15 protein-coding genes are annotated in these 15,480 nt (G+C 63.8%); 7 read left to right on the forward strand and 8 right to left on the reverse strand.

Annotated features, from left to right (window positions below; translation table 11 throughout):
- The first annotated feature begins 3 nt into the window (after nt 1–3).
- Both ABI796_RS17150 and ABI796_RS17155 read left to right on the forward strand, forming a co-directional pair.
- Complete coding sequence (locus tag ABI796_RS17150) at nt 4–705, forward strand: hypothetical protein (protein ID WP_141280641.1); 702 nt, start codon at nt 4–6, stop codon at nt 703–705.
- Nucleotides 706–887: 182 nt separating this feature from the next.
- On the forward strand, nt 888–1,361 hold the full coding sequence (locus tag ABI796_RS17155) for a hypothetical protein (RefSeq protein WP_246095631.1): 474 nt from the start codon (nt 888–890) through the stop codon (nt 1,359–1,361).
- 37 nt (nt 1,362–1,398) lie between these two features.
- On the opposite strand, the gene ABI796_RS17160 is transcribed toward ABI796_RS17155, so the two are convergent.
- The 4 genes from ABI796_RS17160 to dnaK form a co-directional block, all read right to left on the reverse strand.
- Nucleotides 1,399–1,827 (reverse strand): heat shock protein transcriptional repressor HspR, encoded by a 429-nt coding sequence (locus ABI796_RS17160; protein ID WP_141280640.1) that lies wholly within the window; start codon nt 1,825–1,827, stop codon nt 1,399–1,401.
- 10 nt (nt 1,828–1,837) lie between these two features.
- Nucleotides 1,838–2,815 (reverse strand): DnaJ C-terminal domain-containing protein, encoded by a 978-nt coding sequence (locus ABI796_RS17165; protein WP_141280638.1) that lies wholly within the window; start codon nt 2,813–2,815, stop codon nt 1,838–1,840.
- A gap of 176 nt (nt 2,816–2,991) precedes the next feature.
- Nucleotides 2,992–3,651 (reverse strand): nucleotide exchange factor GrpE, encoded by a 660-nt coding sequence (locus ABI796_RS17170; RefSeq protein ID WP_141280636.1) that lies wholly within the window; start codon nt 3,649–3,651, stop codon nt 2,992–2,994.
- A gap of 2 nt (nt 3,652–3,653) precedes the next feature.
- On the reverse strand, nt 3,654–5,513 hold the full coding sequence (gene dnaK, locus ABI796_RS17175) for a molecular chaperone DnaK (RefSeq protein WP_141280635.1): 1,860 nt from the start codon (nt 5,511–5,513) through the stop codon (nt 3,654–3,656).
- A gap of 252 nt (nt 5,514–5,765) precedes the next feature.
- Between dnaK and ABI796_RS17180 the strand changes: the two genes are divergently transcribed.
- Nucleotides 5,766–6,053, forward strand: a complete 288-nt coding sequence (locus ABI796_RS17180) for a hypothetical protein (protein WP_141280633.1) — start codon at nt 5,766–5,768, stop codon at nt 6,051–6,053.
- Here ABI796_RS17180 and ABI796_RS17185 read toward each other — a convergent pair.
- From ABI796_RS17185 to ABI796_RS17195, 3 genes are read right to left on the reverse strand one after another with little or no spacing between them, the layout of a single operon-like run.
- Nucleotides 6,028–6,915, reverse strand: coding sequence for a DUF817 domain-containing protein (locus ABI796_RS17185; RefSeq protein WP_141280631.1), 888 nt, complete (start codon nt 6,913–6,915; stop codon nt 6,028–6,030). The two genes, ABI796_RS17180 and ABI796_RS17185, sit on opposite strands and share 26 nt — an antisense overlap.
- Nucleotides 6,908–7,693, reverse strand: a complete 786-nt coding sequence (locus ABI796_RS17190) for an oxygenase MpaB family protein (RefSeq protein ID WP_141280629.1) — start codon at nt 7,691–7,693, stop codon at nt 6,908–6,910. Before ABI796_RS17190 ends, ABI796_RS17185 begins: the two co-directional genes overlap by 8 nt.
- A 17-nt stretch (nt 7,694–7,710) precedes the next feature.
- A complete protein-coding gene (locus ABI796_RS17195; protein WP_141280627.1) occupies nt 7,711–8,454 on the reverse strand; it encodes a TetR/AcrR family transcriptional regulator in 744 nt (247 codons plus the stop codon).
- Between the two features lie 143 nt (nt 8,455–8,597).
- On the opposite strand from ABI796_RS17195, the gene ABI796_RS17200 reads away from it, so the two are divergent.
- Together ABI796_RS17200 and ABI796_RS17205 are read left to right on the forward strand one after the other, a co-directional pair.
- On the forward strand, nt 8,598–9,530 hold the full coding sequence (locus ABI796_RS17200) for an NAD-dependent epimerase/dehydratase family protein (protein ID WP_141280625.1): 933 nt from the start codon (nt 8,598–8,600) through the stop codon (nt 9,528–9,530).
- Nucleotides 9,531–9,742: 212 nt separating this feature from the next.
- A complete protein-coding gene (locus ABI796_RS17205; RefSeq protein WP_141280623.1) occupies nt 9,743–11,758 on the forward strand; it encodes a hypothetical protein in 2,016 nt (671 codons plus the stop codon).
- Nucleotides 11,759–11,812: 54 nt separating this feature from the next.
- Here ABI796_RS17205 and ABI796_RS17210 read toward each other — a convergent pair whose 3' ends face one another.
- Nucleotides 11,813–12,949 (reverse strand): ROK family transcriptional regulator, encoded by a 1,137-nt coding sequence (locus ABI796_RS17210; RefSeq protein ID WP_141280621.1) that lies wholly within the window; start codon nt 12,947–12,949, stop codon nt 11,813–11,815.
- 134 nt (nt 12,950–13,083) lie between these two features.
- Here ABI796_RS17210 and ABI796_RS17215 point away from each other — a divergent pair, with 134 nt between their 5' ends.
- Both ABI796_RS17215 and ABI796_RS17220 read left to right on the forward strand, forming a co-directional pair.
- Nucleotides 13,084–14,130 (forward strand): hydroxyacid dehydrogenase, encoded by a 1,047-nt coding sequence (locus ABI796_RS17215; RefSeq protein ID WP_141280619.1) that lies wholly within the window; start codon nt 13,084–13,086, stop codon nt 14,128–14,130.
- Between the two features lie 2 nt (nt 14,131–14,132).
- Entirely contained in the window at nt 14,133–15,479 is a 1,347-nt protein-coding gene (locus ABI796_RS17220) for a sulfatase (protein ID WP_141280617.1), read from the forward strand.
- The last annotated feature ends 1 nt before the right edge of the window (nt 15,480 follow it).

Consider the following 15,480-nt stretch of genomic DNA (forward strand, 5'->3'; position numbering starts at 1 on the left):
ACAATGAGCGATTCCAAACTGACACCCCCGCCGGGCAAAGCTGCCATGTCGGTGCGCGAATGCAGGCTGATCCTGGAGCGTCTTCTGGTGGCATCCGGCGCCCTGCCAGGAGAAGTACCTGCCGCCCGCGACGCCCTCTTGGCTGCCGAGGTTCATGGTCTCGGTCTGCTCCAACTCATCCACGCGCAGCCGCTCACTCTCCCCAGCAAGCCTGTGCGTTACGACGAAGCCGGGCCCATCGTCGTCGTTGATGGCTCGGGCAGACTTTCTGCACTCCTGATTCCGGCTCTGCGGGACATCATCCTTGAACGTGGCACGGTGGAAATTTCCGTATCCAACGTCACGGCCCCTGAGTTGCTGCAGGCGTTGGATACTGTTCCTGAGCTCGATTCCCGCCGAATCTCTGTGTCCGTCCAAGATTCCAACACTGTGGTGGTCAGTGCAGAGCCAGCAAACGACACCGAGGCGGCCAAACGCCGCGCCGCGCGTACCCGGCGCATCACCGACGCTCACTTGAACGGCCTTCCGGTACCGGGAGTGGTCTGGCTTGAGCTGTACCAGCGGTCCAACGCGGCCCTGCTGAGCGAATCGGCGGAAACCCGCAGTCACGCAGGGTACAAGGATGTGGACGAGACAGGCCGGATCGTGAAGCAGATGGACGACGACGTCGATGTCGAGTTCGCGCTGCAGCAACTGGCCGGCTGAGGTACTTCACACGCCCTTACGCCCCTGGTTCCCGAAGATGGGAATCGGGGGCGGAGGCATTCGCGGATGAAGCGGGCGGAATCGCAACTTACCAATGGATCTAAGCATGCTTACCATGGTGGGGCAGGACTCTGACGCACCATGAGCACGGACCCCACCGCCGACTGGAAAGTTGATCTCCCATGGCACGACGAAGCGCCACCCAAGCAGCAAACCTCCCTGGACCCGTTTCCAAACGCCGCGGACCCGGACGGGCCATCTGGCTCATCGCCGCAGGTCTCGTCGCGGGAATAGCGGGCGGGATTTTCGGTTTCCGGATGCTGGTACCACCAGGCGAGCCTGAACCGGCAAAGGACCGGCGGCGCCAACCGGATCTCCGCCAAGCAACGGGAGCATCCCGGGTGGAAGCAGCCCCGGCTTCACCACCCCACGTGGAGCAGCCGGCGGAAATCCTGGTACCGGAAGAGCCTGTGGAGATCTCCACGAGGATGCGCCCGGGTGAATGGACTGAAGAATCGCTGCTGGAGCATGTGGAGGACTACAAGCAGCAGATCCGGGAAATGGGTGCCAAGGAGTCGCAGATTGTGGTCAACGTGGAGCGGACCGAGGCTGGCGCTGCCAGGGTTGTGGTCAGCTGGGACAGGACACTGCCCTAGCCCGGGAACCTGAAGCCTAAGTCCTGGAACCGGAACCTTACAGGTTCTCGCCTTGCCGCGGCCGCCACACCACAACGGCCTGCGACCTCGCACGGGGTCGCTGCCCACGGGCAAGGCTGACGACGTCGCCCGCAGCACCTGCCGCGAAAATCCGGGCATCCACCGGTGAACGGCGGCGCGACAACTCCTCCGTCAGCTCAGCCACCCGGTACTGCAGGGCAGCTACCTGGTTTTCGAGGTCCAGAATGCGCTTGATTCCCTCAAGGGAGACGCCGGACTGCGAGAGGCGCTGGACCTCCCGCAGTTTGTTGACGTCGTTCTGCGAATAGCGGCGGGACTTGCCGGGCGCGCGACTGGGCGAGACGATGCCCAAGCGGTCGTACTGGCGCAACGTCTGCGGATGCATGTCGGCAAGCTCCGCTGCGACGGAGATGACAAAGATCGGCTGGTTGACGTCGATTGCCATGATCGCCTCCTTACAACCGGGCCTTCGCGGCCAGGTCCTGACGCGGGTTCGCGTCCGTGGTGGCGGCGGCGAAGGCCTTCACGGCTTCCTCCGCTTCCTTGTTCAGGTTCTGCGGAACTGCGACGTCGATTGTGACCAGAAGATCGCCGGTGGACTTGGACGTCTTCACGCCGCGGCCCTTCACACGGAGGGTACGGCCTGATGGGGTTCCGGCCGGAACACGCACCTTGACGGTATCGCCGTCGAGCGTTGGCACCTCAATGGTGGCGCCGAGCGCCGCCTCCGCAAACGTGACGGGCACGTGGATGCGGATGTTGTCGCCATCGCGGTGGAAGAAGTCATGCGGCTTCACGCTCACCGTGATGATGAGGTCTCCATTACCCGCAGGACCGGCGTTGCCCTTGCCCCGCTGGCGGACTTTCTGACCGTCCTTGATGCCAGCGGGAATCTTGACGTCGATCACGTTGCCATTGCTCTCCCGCAGGCTCACAGTGGTGCCCTTGATGGAACCGGCAAAGGAAATGGACGTAGTGGCCGTCCGGTCCGAGCCCTTCTGCGGTGCACGCTGGAACCCGGTGGGTGCGCCACCAAAGCCGCCGCCGAACAGGTCCGCGAACTCCGGAGGAATGCCTCCGCCCGCAGGCTGACGGGCACCCGGTCCGCCACCGAACAGACCGCCAAAGAGGTCCTCGAACCCGCCATTGGCTCCGGCGCCACCCCGGCCGGCGCCGGCACCCGGAGCAAACCGGGCACCACCCATGGCACGGATGGCATCGTACTGTTGACGGTCCTCAGGATTGGACAACACCGAGTAAGCCTCGGAGATGTCCTTGAACTTCTTCTCCGCAGCAGCATCGCCCGAGTTCGTATCAGGGTGATGCTCCCGGGCTAGCTTGCGGTAAGCCTTCTTGATATCCGCGTCGGACGCGTCCTTGGCAATACCAAGGATCGCGTAAAAATCCTTTTCAACCCAGTCCTGGCTGGCCAAGAGCGTTTCCTTTCTAAAACAAACAAAGCGTACGGCGAGACTACCTCGAAGCCGCAGCGGATGAGGGGGCCCGGGAGTGGCATCGGGCCTGCCGGAGCGTGGCGGCTAAGTCCGTAGGACTAAAGCCGCCACGCGAAGGGGCGGGGCCCCCTCATCCGCGAAGGCGGAAGGTGAGACTACGCCGGAACCGCGACGATCACTTGGGCTGCACGCAGGACCCGCTCGCCTGAGCGATATCCGGAGCGCAGCACCTGGCTGACGGTGTCAACCTCGATGTCTTCGCCGGGCTGCTGGATGAGTGCCTCGTGGATGGTGGGGTCGAATTCGACTCCGGTGTCCGCGATGCGTTCCAGTCCGTACGTCTTCAGCGCGTTCTCCAGCTTGGTGGCGATGGCGGCAAAGGGGCCGTCCTCGAGGTCACCGTGCTGGCGGGCGGCATCGACGTCGTCCAGTACCGGGAGCAGGGAGTTCAGGACGCCGATGACGGCCATCTCTCCTGCTACGGCGCGGTCGCGTTCGACGCGCTTGCGGTAGTTGACGTACTCAGCCTGAAGGCGAAGGAGGTCGTTGCGGAGCTCCGCTGCCTGGGCTTCAGCCGCGGCACCGGAGGCTACCGATTCCTCGGCCGGCACCTCTACCCCGTTGAGGATTTCCTCAGCCTGGGAGAGGGCGTCGCCGTCCGTGGGAGCGGCGTTGCCTTCGGTGGGAGCCGCAGCCTCGTTATCGGGGTGGCGGGCCGCGCCGGTCTCCGGGTCAACCTTGCGGTTGTCCCGGATGACAGGCTTGCGCGGCTCGTTGCCTTCTGAGTGCTCTGCTTCGTTGCCGTGGTGAGGCATGGCTACTTCTTCGCTTCGTCTTCGTCGATGATTTCGGCGTCGACGATGTCCTCGTCAGCCTTCTCACCGGCAGGGGCACCTTCAGCACCGGCACCCGGAGCGTCAGCTGCGGCGGCCTGCGAGTAGATGGCTTCGCCAAGCTTGGTCTGGGAGGCCTGGAGCTTCTCGAACGCAGTCTTCACGGCGGCGTCGTCGGTGCCTTCCAGCGCGGACTTGAGGGCGTCGACGTCGGCCTTGACCTCGGTCTTGACTTCCTCAGGCAGCTTGTCGTCGTTGTCGGCGATCAGCTTGTCCACCGAGTAGGCGAGCTGCTCTGCGGAGTTACGGGTGTCCGTAGCTTCGCGGCGGGCCTTGTCCTCTGCAGCGTGCTCTTCGGCTTCACGGACCATGCGGTCGATGTCGTCCTTGGACAGTGCCGTGCCACCGGTGATGGTCATGGACTGTTCCTTGCCGGTGCCCTTGTCCTTGGCGGACACGTGGACAATGCCGTTGGCGTCGATGTCGAAGGTGACCTCAACCTGCGGAACACCACGCGGTGCCGGAGCGATGCCGGTCAGTTCGAACGTGCCCAGCGGCTTGTTGTCGCGGGTGAATTCACGCTCGCCCTGGAAGACCTGGATGGCCACGGACGGCTGGTTGTCGTCAGCGGTGGTGAAGGTCTCCGAACGCTTGGTGGGGATAGCGGTGTTGCGCTCGATGAGGTGCGTCATGACACCACCCTTGGTTTCGATGCCGAGGGACAGCGGGGTGACGTCGATGAGGAGAACGTCTTTGCGCTCACCCTTCAGGACACCGGCCTGCAGTGCGGCACCAACGGCCACAACTTCGTCCGGGTTGACGCCCTTGTTGGGCTCCTTGCCGCCGGCGAGTTCCTTGACGAGCTCGGAGACAGCAGGCATACGGGTGGAGCCACCAACGAGCACAATGTGGTCGATGTCCGAAACCTTGATGCCGGCTTCAGCGATGACGTCCTGGAACGGCTTCTTGGTGCGGTCCAGCAGGTCCTTGGTGAGGTCCTGGAACTTGGCACGGGTGAGCTGCTCATCCAGGTGAACCGGGCCGTCGGGGGTGACGGAGAGGTACTGGAGGGAGATGTTGGTGCTGGTGGAGGAGGACAGTTCCTTCTTGGCCTGCTCTGCAGCTTCGCGGAGACGCTGGAGGGCAATCTTGTCCTTGGAGAGGTCGATGCCCTTGACCTTGAGCTGGCTCAGGAGCCACTCGACGACGCGGTTGTCCCAGTCGTCGCCACCGAGGCGGTTGTCACCGGCGGTTGCGCGGACCTGGATGGTGGAGAAGTTGTCTTCGTCCTTGCCAACCTCGAGGAGGGAGACGTCGAAGGTACCGCCACCGAGGTCGAAGACCAGGATGAGTTCGTCTTCCTTGCCCTTGTCCAGGCCGTATGCCAGTGCGGCCGCGGTGGGCTCGTTGACAATGCGGAGGACGTTGAGGCCTGCGATTTCGCCGGCTTCCTTGGTGGACTGGCGCTCGGCGTCGTTGAAGTAGGCCGGAACGGTGATCACAGCGTCGGTAACCTTTTCGCCCAGGTAGCTCTCGGCGTCGTTCTTGAGCTTCATGAGGATACGCGCGGAGATTTCCTGCGGCGTGTACTTCTTGTCATCGATGGCGACGTTCCAGTCGGTGCCCATGTGGCGCTTGACCGAAGCGATGGTGCGATCGATGTTGTTGACGGCCTGGCGCTTGGCGATTTCGCCAACCAGGACTTCGCCGGACTTGGAGAACGCAACGACGGACGGCGTGGTGCGGCCGCCTTCTGCGTTGGCGATGACGGTGGGCTCGCCACCTTCGAGAACAGAGACCACGGAGTTGGTGGTTCCGAGGTCGATACCTACTGCACGTGACATATCTTGTTTCCTTTCAATGGCCGATGTTGGAGATTGCCCTTGGCAGCGGTCCGCAGGGCGGTCTCCGTGCCGGAAGCCTGCTCAACAATCGGCTAGTTGAGCGTTCTGCACTCAACTGTACTCAGCCTCAGATTTAAGTCAATCCAAAGTTGAGTGAGGTACGCTCAACTTTGCATGGAGGCCGCCAGGAATCCCCGGAATCACGCGGCCCAAGGGCTGGTTTCGCCCACGGTGAACTGACAGACTGGCGCGATGGAGATCACTGGATACCTGGCTCCGGACGAGTTCTGGGCCATGCATGACCGCCTGGATCAAGAGGTCCGCGACGGCGCACACCAGCTCCCGCTGTTCCACTTCGCAGACTGGAACGGACCGGTGATGCTGGGCAGTTGGCAGATGGACGGCAGCGAAGGCGGAGTGATTCATGCCCATCGCAACCCGCCTCCACCGGAAGCCGTCCGTCTAAGCCGGGTGTCCGACGTCGAACCCTTGCTTCAGGCCCGGCGCGCTGCCCTCAAAGCGATACGCGGCGAAGTCTAGCCACCTCAGCAGGAGCGTCAAGCGGCTCCGGCTTGTACACCCACGCCACCAGCACCACGGAGATGATCATCAGCAGGAACCATGCCAGAAGTTTGTCAATGGAGACCGCCTGCCAGCCCTCCAGCTGGTTCGGATACAGCCATGCCCGGGACCACGTGCCGATGTTCTCCGCAAACCAGATGAACAGCGCCACCAGCAGGAACGAGACCAGGATGGGCATCTTGAAACGACGCCGGAACACCCGGAAGTGCATCACGCACCGCCCGTAGACAAGCACGACGGCGGCCAGCAGCACCCAGCGCGCGTCAAAGATGTAGTGGTGCGAGAAGAAGTTGATGTAAATCGCAGCAGCAACAAGGGCCGTGATCCAGCGGCGCGGGTACCGGTCAAAGCGAAGGTCGAACAGCCGGAACACCCGCACCATATAGGACCCCACGGCGGCATACATGAAGCCGCTGAACAGTGGAACAGCCCCGATCCGCAGGACACCTTCCGCCTCGTACGCCCAGGATCCGACGTCCGTCTTGAACAGCTCCATCACTGTCCCCACCACATGGAAGAGCAGGATCACCCGCAATTCCCGCAGCGTCTCCAGCCTGAAAGAGATCATCAGAACCTGGATAACGACGGCAGCGAGGGTGAGGAAGTCGTTCCGGGCAAGGCCCGCGTTGTCCGGATACCAAAGCCGGGCCGCGATAATCACCGCGAGCAACGCCGCCCCGAACACGCACGCCCACGCCTGCTTCAGCCCGAAGACCACAAACTCGGTCAGCCCGGCCCGCAGACGGCCACCGCGAGTGCGGTCCAGGTAGCGGTGAGCGGCGTCGTCAATGGACTGCTCAACCGAGGTGAAGTTACGCATGGGGCGCCTCGGGCTTAATGTGGCTTAGGTAGTAGTCTTTGGGCCAGTGCCGGAGCCGTTGCGGCAGCCGCGGATACACGCGTCCCACCAAACGCATGGTCTGCTCGAAGCGCCGTGCCTGACCTGGGCCCCAGGTGAATCCGAAACCCTCACGCACGTGCTCCGGCAATAGGCCGGCCGTGAGGAAGCGCGCCAGCGGCATGGCCAAGCGCATCAGTGCCGGGCCCGCGGAAGGGTGCAGCAAATCTCCGGCGATTTTGCGGGCTTTCTCGTCGGGCTGCAGTCTGGACACGTGCGCGTCCCAGTATTCTGCAAAGGCAGCGCGATCAGCAGGCCACTTGTCCGGTGGAAGCTGCAGCGCTGTCCCGATCCGCGCATAGTCCCTATACATAGCATCGGCAGTTTCGTCGTCGAGCGGTCCGTGAACTTGCTCGTAGACGGTAACGGCGGTGTCATACAGGGTGGCGACCACCCACAGCTGCGAATCGGCATCGAAGGCGTTGTACCCTTTGGAATTGCCGTGCGGACCGCGGCGTACCGGCGCGTGGGCGCGGTTGACCGCCCGGCGCACTGCCGCAACTTGGGCTTCGGTGCCGTACACCACTGCGTAGACGTAGCTCAGCGTGGCCCGGAGCCGGTCCTGCGGCCTCTCGGCAAAATTGCTGTGGTCCGCAACGCCATGGCCAACCCTTGGGTCGGCGATTTGCAGGAGAATTGCGCGGCCCGCACCGGCAAGAAGAACACCTTCCGCACCAATGTCTGCCAGTCCACGAACCATCTGAATACTGTAGCGCCCTAGCCTTGGAGCCCGGCGACGCCCTGCAGCACGCCCAACTGATGCTCAAAAAGCTCATCGCGGGCCTTGAAAGTCTCCGGCCCGTACTGCCCGAAAACCTCAAAACTGATAGCCCCGAACACTGACGTCCACACCAGGACACCGCGCGCCAACGACGCGTCAGGGGCCGCGAGATTCATCTCGGCGCGAATGGCCGCCAGGTCTTCAGCCAACGCCGGGGGAATCACGACGGCGGGAGTCACCTCTGCGGACAGGGCACCCGCGCGGTAGGCGGCATCAAAGATCCCGACGAGGCGGACAATGACACGCGTTCCGGGCACAGTGGTGCGCTCCCCCGGCGCCTGATATCCAGGGACGGGGCTGCCAAAAAGCAAGGCGTAGCTGGCAGGCTCACGGATTGCCCAGGCACGGACGGCATTACTCAGTGCCCGGAACTGCCCGGGGAAGTCATCCCCGGGGACGGCGTCTACCGCAGCATCCACTTCGTCACCGAGCTCGTTATATGCGTCGATGAGCAGGAGGGTGAGGAGCTCGTCGCGGTTCTCGACGTACCGATACACGGCAGAAGATACGACGCCCAGGTCCCTCGCCACGGCGCGCAGGGAAAGAGCGGCTGCGCCGTGGACCGCAAGGTGTTCACGGCCCAGCCGGATGATGTCCGCGATGGTTTGCGTGCGCGCCCGTTCCCGCGGCGTTGGTGGCTTGGCCTTGGTCTTAGCTGCGGCGGGTTCGGCAGTCGTCATGCCACCAGCTTGCCATAACAGAGAGCGCTGTGAACAAACGAGAGCAGTGCTCTTGACATTGGCTCTGATGATGGTCATTCTTGATTGAGAGAGCACTGCTCTTGTTTAGCTTTCCAGATAACGAACGCGGGAGAAGGATCATCATGTACGTCGTCACAGGAGCAGGGCCCGTGGGATACACGGTCGCCGAACAACTGGCCGAGCAGGGTCACCAAGTACGCATTTTGACTCGCTCAGGCAGCGGACCGGACCACCCCCTGGTGGAGCGCATGCGCGTGGATGCCGCCGATCCCGCGCGGCTCACTGAAGCAGTGGCAGGTGCCGCGGCGGTATTCCACTGCATCCACGGATCGGCCTACCGTGCAGCGTCATGGGCCGCCGAACTCCCCCGGGCCGAGCAAGTGGTGATGGATGCCGCGGCAGCCGCGGGCGCCGTCGTCGTCTTCCCCGAAAGTCTCTACTCGTACAGCGAGCCTGACCGCGTGATGACCGAAGCAAGTCCCCGGACAGCCACGGGCGGGAAGCGCGGCATCCGGACCGCCTTGCTGGCAGCACGGCAGGCGCATGCCGCCAACACCGTCAGCGTTGTTGCCGGCGACTTCTTCGGACCCCACGTGAAGATGGCACATGCCGGGGAGCGGATGGTGACACCCATCCTGGCAGGCAAGGCAGTGCAGTTCATTGGGTCCATCAACCAGCCGCACTCCTTCACGTACGTCCCGGACCTGGCCGCCGCCATGATCGCAGCAGCCCGGCAGCCCGAGCTGTGGAACACTGTGCTGCACGCCCCCACAGGCCCGGCCGTCACGCAGCGGGACATGGCCGCAGCGCATGCGGAGGCCGCCGGCGTTGCTGCACCCAAGGTGAGCACCGTGCCCGGATGGGTGTTGCGGGTGGCGGGTATTTTTTCCACGGATATGCGCGAGCTCGCCGAATTGCTGTACCAGTTTGAGCGCCCATTCGTGATGGATTCCTCGCAGAGCCAGAAGCTCCTGGGTCTCCAGCCGACTCCCTTAGCGGAAGCTGCTGCCGCCACGGTGGCCTGGTGGCGAGGCGGTGTCCCTCTCAGGCGGTAATCCCGGACGGTCCGCGCTGATGGAGCCCGCCGACAGCGTGCTGATCCTGCGGACCACCACACGTGGGATGTCTGAAAATGTTCGAATCATGGATTTCCTGATGGCTGGCTGAAACGCTGGATGGAGTGCACAGGACGCCTCCGGAAACGTCCCCACAGCACGAATAACACTCTTGGAAACGCCCCACGGGACACTCAATGAGGAGATCTTCCATGTCCACTTTCGCCATCAATCGTCGTCAATTGCTGCAGACCGGGGGTATCGGCGGACTGGCCGCAGCCTTGTCGGCAATGTCCTCTGGAGCCGCCCAAGCCGCGCCAGGCAGGCAGACCACAGGCGCCCCGCAGATTACCGACCTCGGACCCGCCGTCGTTCAGTTTTCCCTCATGAGCTCGCTGCTGGTGGGCGACACCGTCTACATCGGGTCCCGCAACCTGAACCCGGTACGGGTGATTGGATACCACCTCCCCACCGGCACCATCACGTCACGGACAGACCTCGGCTCGGGGTACAGCATCCAGGCTTTGGCCGCCGACTCCACCGGCCGCTACCTGTACGCAGGTGTTCTGCGCGATGGAATCGATGGAAAGCCGAACCTGTACCGCTGGGACCTCAGCACGCCCAACGCACCGGCAGTGGGCGTGGGCGAAACCGGAGACCGCGACATCCGGGCACTGGCCGTGGCCCCTGACGGAAAGGTCTACCTTGCCGGCGGAGGGCTAACCACCAATGCACCCTCCCTGTGGGAATTCGATCCCGCCACGAATGCCATGACCAGCTGGGGCATACCGGACCCCGGAGCCACCATTGCCCAAGCTGTGGCGGCCACTGCCAGCCACGTGTATTTCGGCACGGGCAGCACGCTGGGAGGCGGCAACGGATCAAGTCCCGGCCGCCTGTTCGCCTTCGACCGGACCACGAAGACGTCAACCAACATCCTGCCGGCAGAAGTGGCAACCGGGGTCTCGGTCACCTCCCTCAGCGTGCTGAACGGGCAGCTCGGAGTGGGGGTCAAGGGCCCCGGTAAGTCCGTGCTGATCAACCTTGCCAACCACGCCCAGTACACCATCATCGCCAAGACGGGCGTCATGTTCAGGCAACTGGGCAACGACGTGTTCTTCGTCAAGGAACCGGGCGTGTGGTCTTACAACATGGTCACCAAGAAGATCACTCAAATCCTCACGGAAGATGTGGGCGCCATGTGGGGCTTGGACGTCTACGGCAGCAAGGCGCTCACAGTGTCTTCCTACGACGTCATTGAGATCGATCCCGTGGCGAAGACCGCCGTCAAGCATGACCTCCAACAGGCCGGGGCGCCGGGCGGACCCCAGCTATGCATGGGTCTCGCAGCGGGCGCCGGGGACGTCTATGTGGGCGGCACCGGAACCATTGCCCGGCACCAACTGGCCACGGAACAGGTGTCCTATCTCCGGGCAACAGGTGAAGCCAAGGACGCCGTGATGGTAGGCGGTGTCCTCTACACGGGCCAGTACAACTCGCGAGGAATCTACGCCTACGATCCCGCCACCGGGCAACTGCCCTACCAAGTGGCCGCGTTGCCCGCCGGGCAGAACCGCCCCTTGGATGTCTGCTGGGACGCAGTCAACGGGCTGGTCATTGCCGGAGCCCAGAACGACACCGGAGGTGGCGGCTGCTTCGCCGCCTACAAGCCTTCCACCACGCAGGTCATCACCAAGGTCAACCCGATCGATGCCCTCCAGATGGTCCGTGCCGTGGCGACCAAGGACGGAGTGGCCTACCTGGGTGGCGACAACATCTACGCCACCGGTCCCCGCAGCACCGTAGTGGCCTGGGACCCCGTGGCGAACCAGGAGTTGTGGCGCCTGGATCCAGGACAGCCCCAGGGCATTGCGGCCATGGCGATCCATGGCAAATTCCTTTACGGCATGTCCCGCAAGGCTGCCGGCCTGTTCGTGATCGATCTGGATACCCGGCAGGTGGTTCATCGGGGTGACCTGAGCGCGGTGTGCACGGACTTCGGCGCTCTTCAGGTCAGCCGCGGGATGGTTTACGGCGTCTCCGACACCACGGTTTTCCGCATAGATCCGATCACTTTCGCCGCCTCTGTTGTTGTTGCTGACATCAACGGCGGTTGGTACAGCGGACCGCACATCACGGCGGATGAAGACGGCTTGCTGTATACGCTGCGCGGCCCGAACCTTGTCCGGATTGACGATCAGCAGGCCATGCAAACCATGCGGCGTTAGCCCCATGCAAGTAGCAGCAGATGCCGTTCTGAACCCTCAAAACCACATCTGCTGCTACCCAGTTGGGCTGGCTGTGAACAAGCCAGCCAGCACCGAGCACGCAGCACCCCGCGCCAGGGCCACAGGATCTGCGATGGCTGCATCAAAGAGTGGAGGCGGAGTGTTGGCGTGAAGGTACTGACTCATAAACGCGTGCTTGGTCTGCTCGGCAAACGTCCCCAGATTAGCTTCGGGCGCGAAGCCCACCACCACCTGCTCGGGCCCGAGGACCTTGGCGGCGTTCGCCATGCCAATACCCAGGTGCAAGGCGGCGTCGGCAATCAGGCTGGAATCGACGTCGGGGTCTATGTGCCGGTTCTGGCCGCTTCGCTCCAGCTCCTGCTGCATGCCCCACAGGCTGCCGCGGGTTTCACAGCAATCTTCGGCTCCGCAGTGGCACGGCCTGGCCGGCCCGGGTCCGGTGATCGCACGCGAATGGGCGAAGCCGCCAGCCGCGCCGTTGAAGCCGCGCTGGATACGGCCTTCAATCACGACGGCGGCCCCCAAGCTGGTGCCGACGCTGAAGATGAGCATTTCGCGACCCTTGAAAACGTCGTCGAACAGCAGACCGCGTGCGTAGGCGTTGACGAAACTGTCCACAACGACGGCTTGGCCCACAGCCTCTTCAAGAAGCATTTGGAATTTGATGTCAGTCCAGCCCATCGCCCCGCTATGCCGCACCAGACCGCCGGCCTGATCCACCACGCCGGAAACGGCTGCGCCCACCCCGATCAGCCTGGACTCCATCTGCCCTGCCGCAGATCGAACAGCCCGGGCAGCGGCCGCTGCCGCCTCGCCAGGCTCGGTGGATGCCAACGGCTCGCTGTGCGTTGCCACCACGTCGCCGCGCAAATCGACCACGACGGCGTGCGCCTCCGTGGCGGACAGCCTCACCCCAGCTGCGAAGACGCCTTCGCGCCCCAGCTCCAGGAGACGCGCCGGACGGCCACCCGTGCTGGGCGCAATCTCGGTCTCCACCAGCAGCCCGGAGTGGACCAGCTTGCCGGTGATCCCGGTGACGCTGGCAGCGCTCAAACCGGTTTGGACCGTGATTTTAGCGCGGGATACCGGCGCCTGTGTGCGGACGATGTCCAGCACCAGGGCCTCGTTGATCTCGCGGATCAGGGCCTTGCTGCCTGCGCGTGGCTTCATAGCTCGTGGCTCCTGTTGTTGCGTCGCAAGGGATCTCCCCCATTCTGGCATCCGCGGTCCGGATGTCTTCACACTGTCCATTGTACTTACTTTAGTCATTGACAAAAGATATTGAAGCTGGCAATCTCGGTCACATGAACATCAACAAAGGCGTTGCATCACCCTCCTCGCCCCCCACAGCACTCCGGCTGCGGATCCTGCTGAGCATCCCGGACGCCGAACGGGCAGCGTTCATCTCTCCCGAAACCCGCACTGCCCTCAGCGAGCTGGGCGACATCACTGAAATCGCCCCCGCCGAGCTCCAGTCCTTGGATGCTTTCGCGGCCGCTGCCGCAGACAAGGACGCATTCATCACCGCTTGGGGATTCCCCCGTCTCGACGCCGAACACTTGGCAGCGGCGCCGAACCTCAAGTGCGTCGTCCATGCAGCGTCTTCGCTGCACGCCCTGGTCAGCGACACCTTCTGGGCCGCCGGCATCCCCATCTCCCAGGCGGGCGCAGCCATGGCACCGGCCGTCGCAGAACTATCGCTGACATTCACGCTAAATTTGCTGCGCCGTGTGCACCTGCTCGATCACAGCCTCCGGACGGGTGCCAGTTGGGACGACGCCCGCAACGTCAGCAGGGCCCGCGAAATCTCCGGGGCCCGCATCGGAGTAGTTGGAGCGTCCAGGACAGGACGCCGCTACATCGACGCCTGCCTGGCACTCGGCGCCAAAGTGTCCGTCTGTGACCCCTACATTCCCGCGGGAGATCCCCTCGCAGCCCACTCAGCAACCCTGCACGATCTGCTGGCTGGCAGCGATGTGGTGGCTATCCATGCACCGGCCACTCCGGAAACCGAAGGTCTCATTGGCGCTGCCGAACTAGCCCTGCTTCCGGACGGGGCCGCGTTGGTGAACACTGCCCGCTCCACCATCGTGGACATGGAAGCCCTCTACAAAGAGGTCCACTCGGGCCGGATTGATGCAGCGCTGGACGTCTTCGACCAAGAGCCCCTGCCCACGGACAACCCCTGGCGTTCGCTGCCCAACGTGCTCCTCACGCCCCACCTCGGAGGGGCCACCGTGGACTCCCGACGCCGGGCCGGCGCCATTGTGGTTGACGAACTCCGCCGCTACATCAGCGGCGAACCCCTGGAACACGCCCTCACCCGCACCGACCTCGAACGAATGGGCTGAAAATGCGCAACATCCTCCTGATCCATTGCCACGATCTGGGCCGCTTCCTGGGCACCTATGGAGTGGAGACCGTCTCCACACCCAATCTGGACGCCCTGGCAGATGAATCCACCCTCTTCGAACAGGCCTTCGCCACGGCCCCGCACTGCAGCCCTGCCCGCGCCTCACTGTTCACCGGGACGTATCCGCAGAGCAACGGCGTCCTGGGCCTCACCCACGAGCCGTTCGGCTGGGACCTGAACGAACCCTCCCAGCACATCGCCTACAGGTTGAAGTCGGCCGGCTATCAGACCGAGCTGGTTGGTGTGCACCATGAATCCCGGGTTCTGGCCGACGATGTAGTGGCCAGCAGGCTTGGTTTCGACCGCGCCCGTACGGGAGGTGCGCGGGACGTCGTCGTGCATCGCGCCACTGACGCACTGCGTCGGATGTCCGGCAGCGACCGTCCTTTTTACCTGCAGGTGGGCTTCACGGAACCGCATCGGGTGCCGTCCGAGCGGGACCGCCCAGGCGTCATGGGGTTCCTGGCCGACGGCGTGAACCCGGACGTCTCGCGGGGGCATACAGTCCCTGCCCACCTGGTGGACAACGATGGCGCCCGCGAGGAAATCGCCGAACTGCAGGGCGCTGTGAAGCACATGGACGAAGGCGTGGGCAGCATTCTCGCGGAACTCGATTCCTTGGGCCTCCGAGACCAGACACTGGTGCTGTTCACCACCGACCACGGCCTTGCGTTGCCCCGCGCCAAATGCACCCTGTACGACGCCGGACTGGGCGTTGCGCTGATGCTTCGCCACCCCGGCAACGCGGCATGGTCCGGGAAACGCGTGACGGACATCGTCAGCCACGTGGACGTCCTGCCCACCTTGCTGGAGCTGGCCGGACTGCCCGTCCCGGAAGGCCTGGCCGGGACCAGCCTGCGTCCGGCCGTCGAAGCAGGGGAGGCTCCGCGAAGCCACTGCTTCAGCCAGTTGAGTTACCACACGTATTACGACCCCAAACGATCAGTGCGGACATCCACGCACAAGCTGATCGTCAACTTCTCCAACGCACCACGCGCCATGGATCCCACCCAATCCTGGATTCACCGCAGCCTGCCGGCAGACCTTGGCGGGCCAACCATCGGCACCAGCCCGGCGCTGGAACTCTACGACCTCACCGTGGATCCAGAAGAACTGGACAACATCGCAGGCCAGCCGGAGCAGTCGGAAATCCTCAGGGATCTCTCCGCAACCCTCTTCGACTGGATGCGGGAATGCGGCGATCCCCTCCTTACCGCCCCCGTAGCAGCCAGCCGCCACAAGCTCGCCCTCGACGCGATCCACGAAGCCACCCTCACCCGAAAGTAGC

This window comes from Paenarthrobacter aurescens, from assembly GCF_041549525.1.
In the GTDB taxonomy this organism is placed as follows: Bacteria; Actinomycetota; Actinomycetes; order Actinomycetales; family Micrococcaceae; genus Arthrobacter; species Arthrobacter aurescens.

What these genes read in the sequence shown, in the direction of transcription:
- ABI796_RS17150 (WP_141280641.1), top strand. Translation starts at nt 4, where the DNA reads ATGAGCGATTCCAAACTGACACCCCCGCCGGGCAAAGCTGCCATGTCG.
- ABI796_RS17155 (WP_246095631.1), top strand. Translation starts at nt 888, where the DNA reads ATGGCACGACGAAGCGCCACCCAAGCAGCAAACCTCCCTGGACCCGTT.
- ABI796_RS17160 (WP_141280640.1), bottom strand. Translation starts at nt 1,827, where the DNA reads ATGGCAATCGACGTCAACCAGCCGATCTTTGTCATCTCCGTCGCAGCG.
- ABI796_RS17170 (WP_141280636.1), bottom strand. Translation starts at nt 3,651, where the DNA reads ATGCCTCACCACGGCAACGAAGCAGAGCACTCAGAAGGCAACGAGCCG.
- dnaK (WP_141280635.1), bottom strand. Translation starts at nt 5,513, where the DNA reads ATGTCACGTGCAGTAGGTATCGACCTCGGAACCACCAACTCCGTGGTC.
- ABI796_RS17180 (WP_141280633.1), top strand. Translation starts at nt 5,766, where the DNA reads ATGGAGATCACTGGATACCTGGCTCCGGACGAGTTCTGGGCCATGCAT.
- ABI796_RS17185 (WP_141280631.1), bottom strand. Translation starts at nt 6,915, where the DNA reads ATGCGTAACTTCACCTCGGTTGAGCAGTCCATTGACGACGCCGCTCAC.
- ABI796_RS17190 (WP_141280629.1), bottom strand. Translation starts at nt 7,693, where the DNA reads ATGGTTCGTGGACTGGCAGACATTGGTGCGGAAGGTGTTCTTCTTGCC.
- ABI796_RS17195 (WP_141280627.1), bottom strand. Translation starts at nt 8,454, where the DNA reads ATGACGACTGCCGAACCCGCCGCAGCTAAGACCAAGGCCAAGCCACCA.
- ABI796_RS17200 (WP_141280625.1), top strand. Translation starts at nt 8,598, where the DNA reads ATGTACGTCGTCACAGGAGCAGGGCCCGTGGGATACACGGTCGCCGAA.
- ABI796_RS17205 (WP_141280623.1), top strand. Translation starts at nt 9,743, where the DNA reads ATGTCCACTTTCGCCATCAATCGTCGTCAATTGCTGCAGACCGGGGGT.
- ABI796_RS17210 (WP_141280621.1), bottom strand. Translation starts at nt 12,949, where the DNA reads ATGAAGCCACGCGCAGGCAGCAAGGCCCTGATCCGCGAGATCAACGAG.
- ABI796_RS17215 (WP_141280619.1), top strand. Translation starts at nt 13,084, where the DNA reads ATGAACATCAACAAAGGCGTTGCATCACCCTCCTCGCCCCCCACAGCA.
- ABI796_RS17220 (WP_141280617.1), top strand. Translation starts at nt 14,133, where the DNA reads ATGCGCAACATCCTCCTGATCCATTGCCACGATCTGGGCCGCTTCCTG.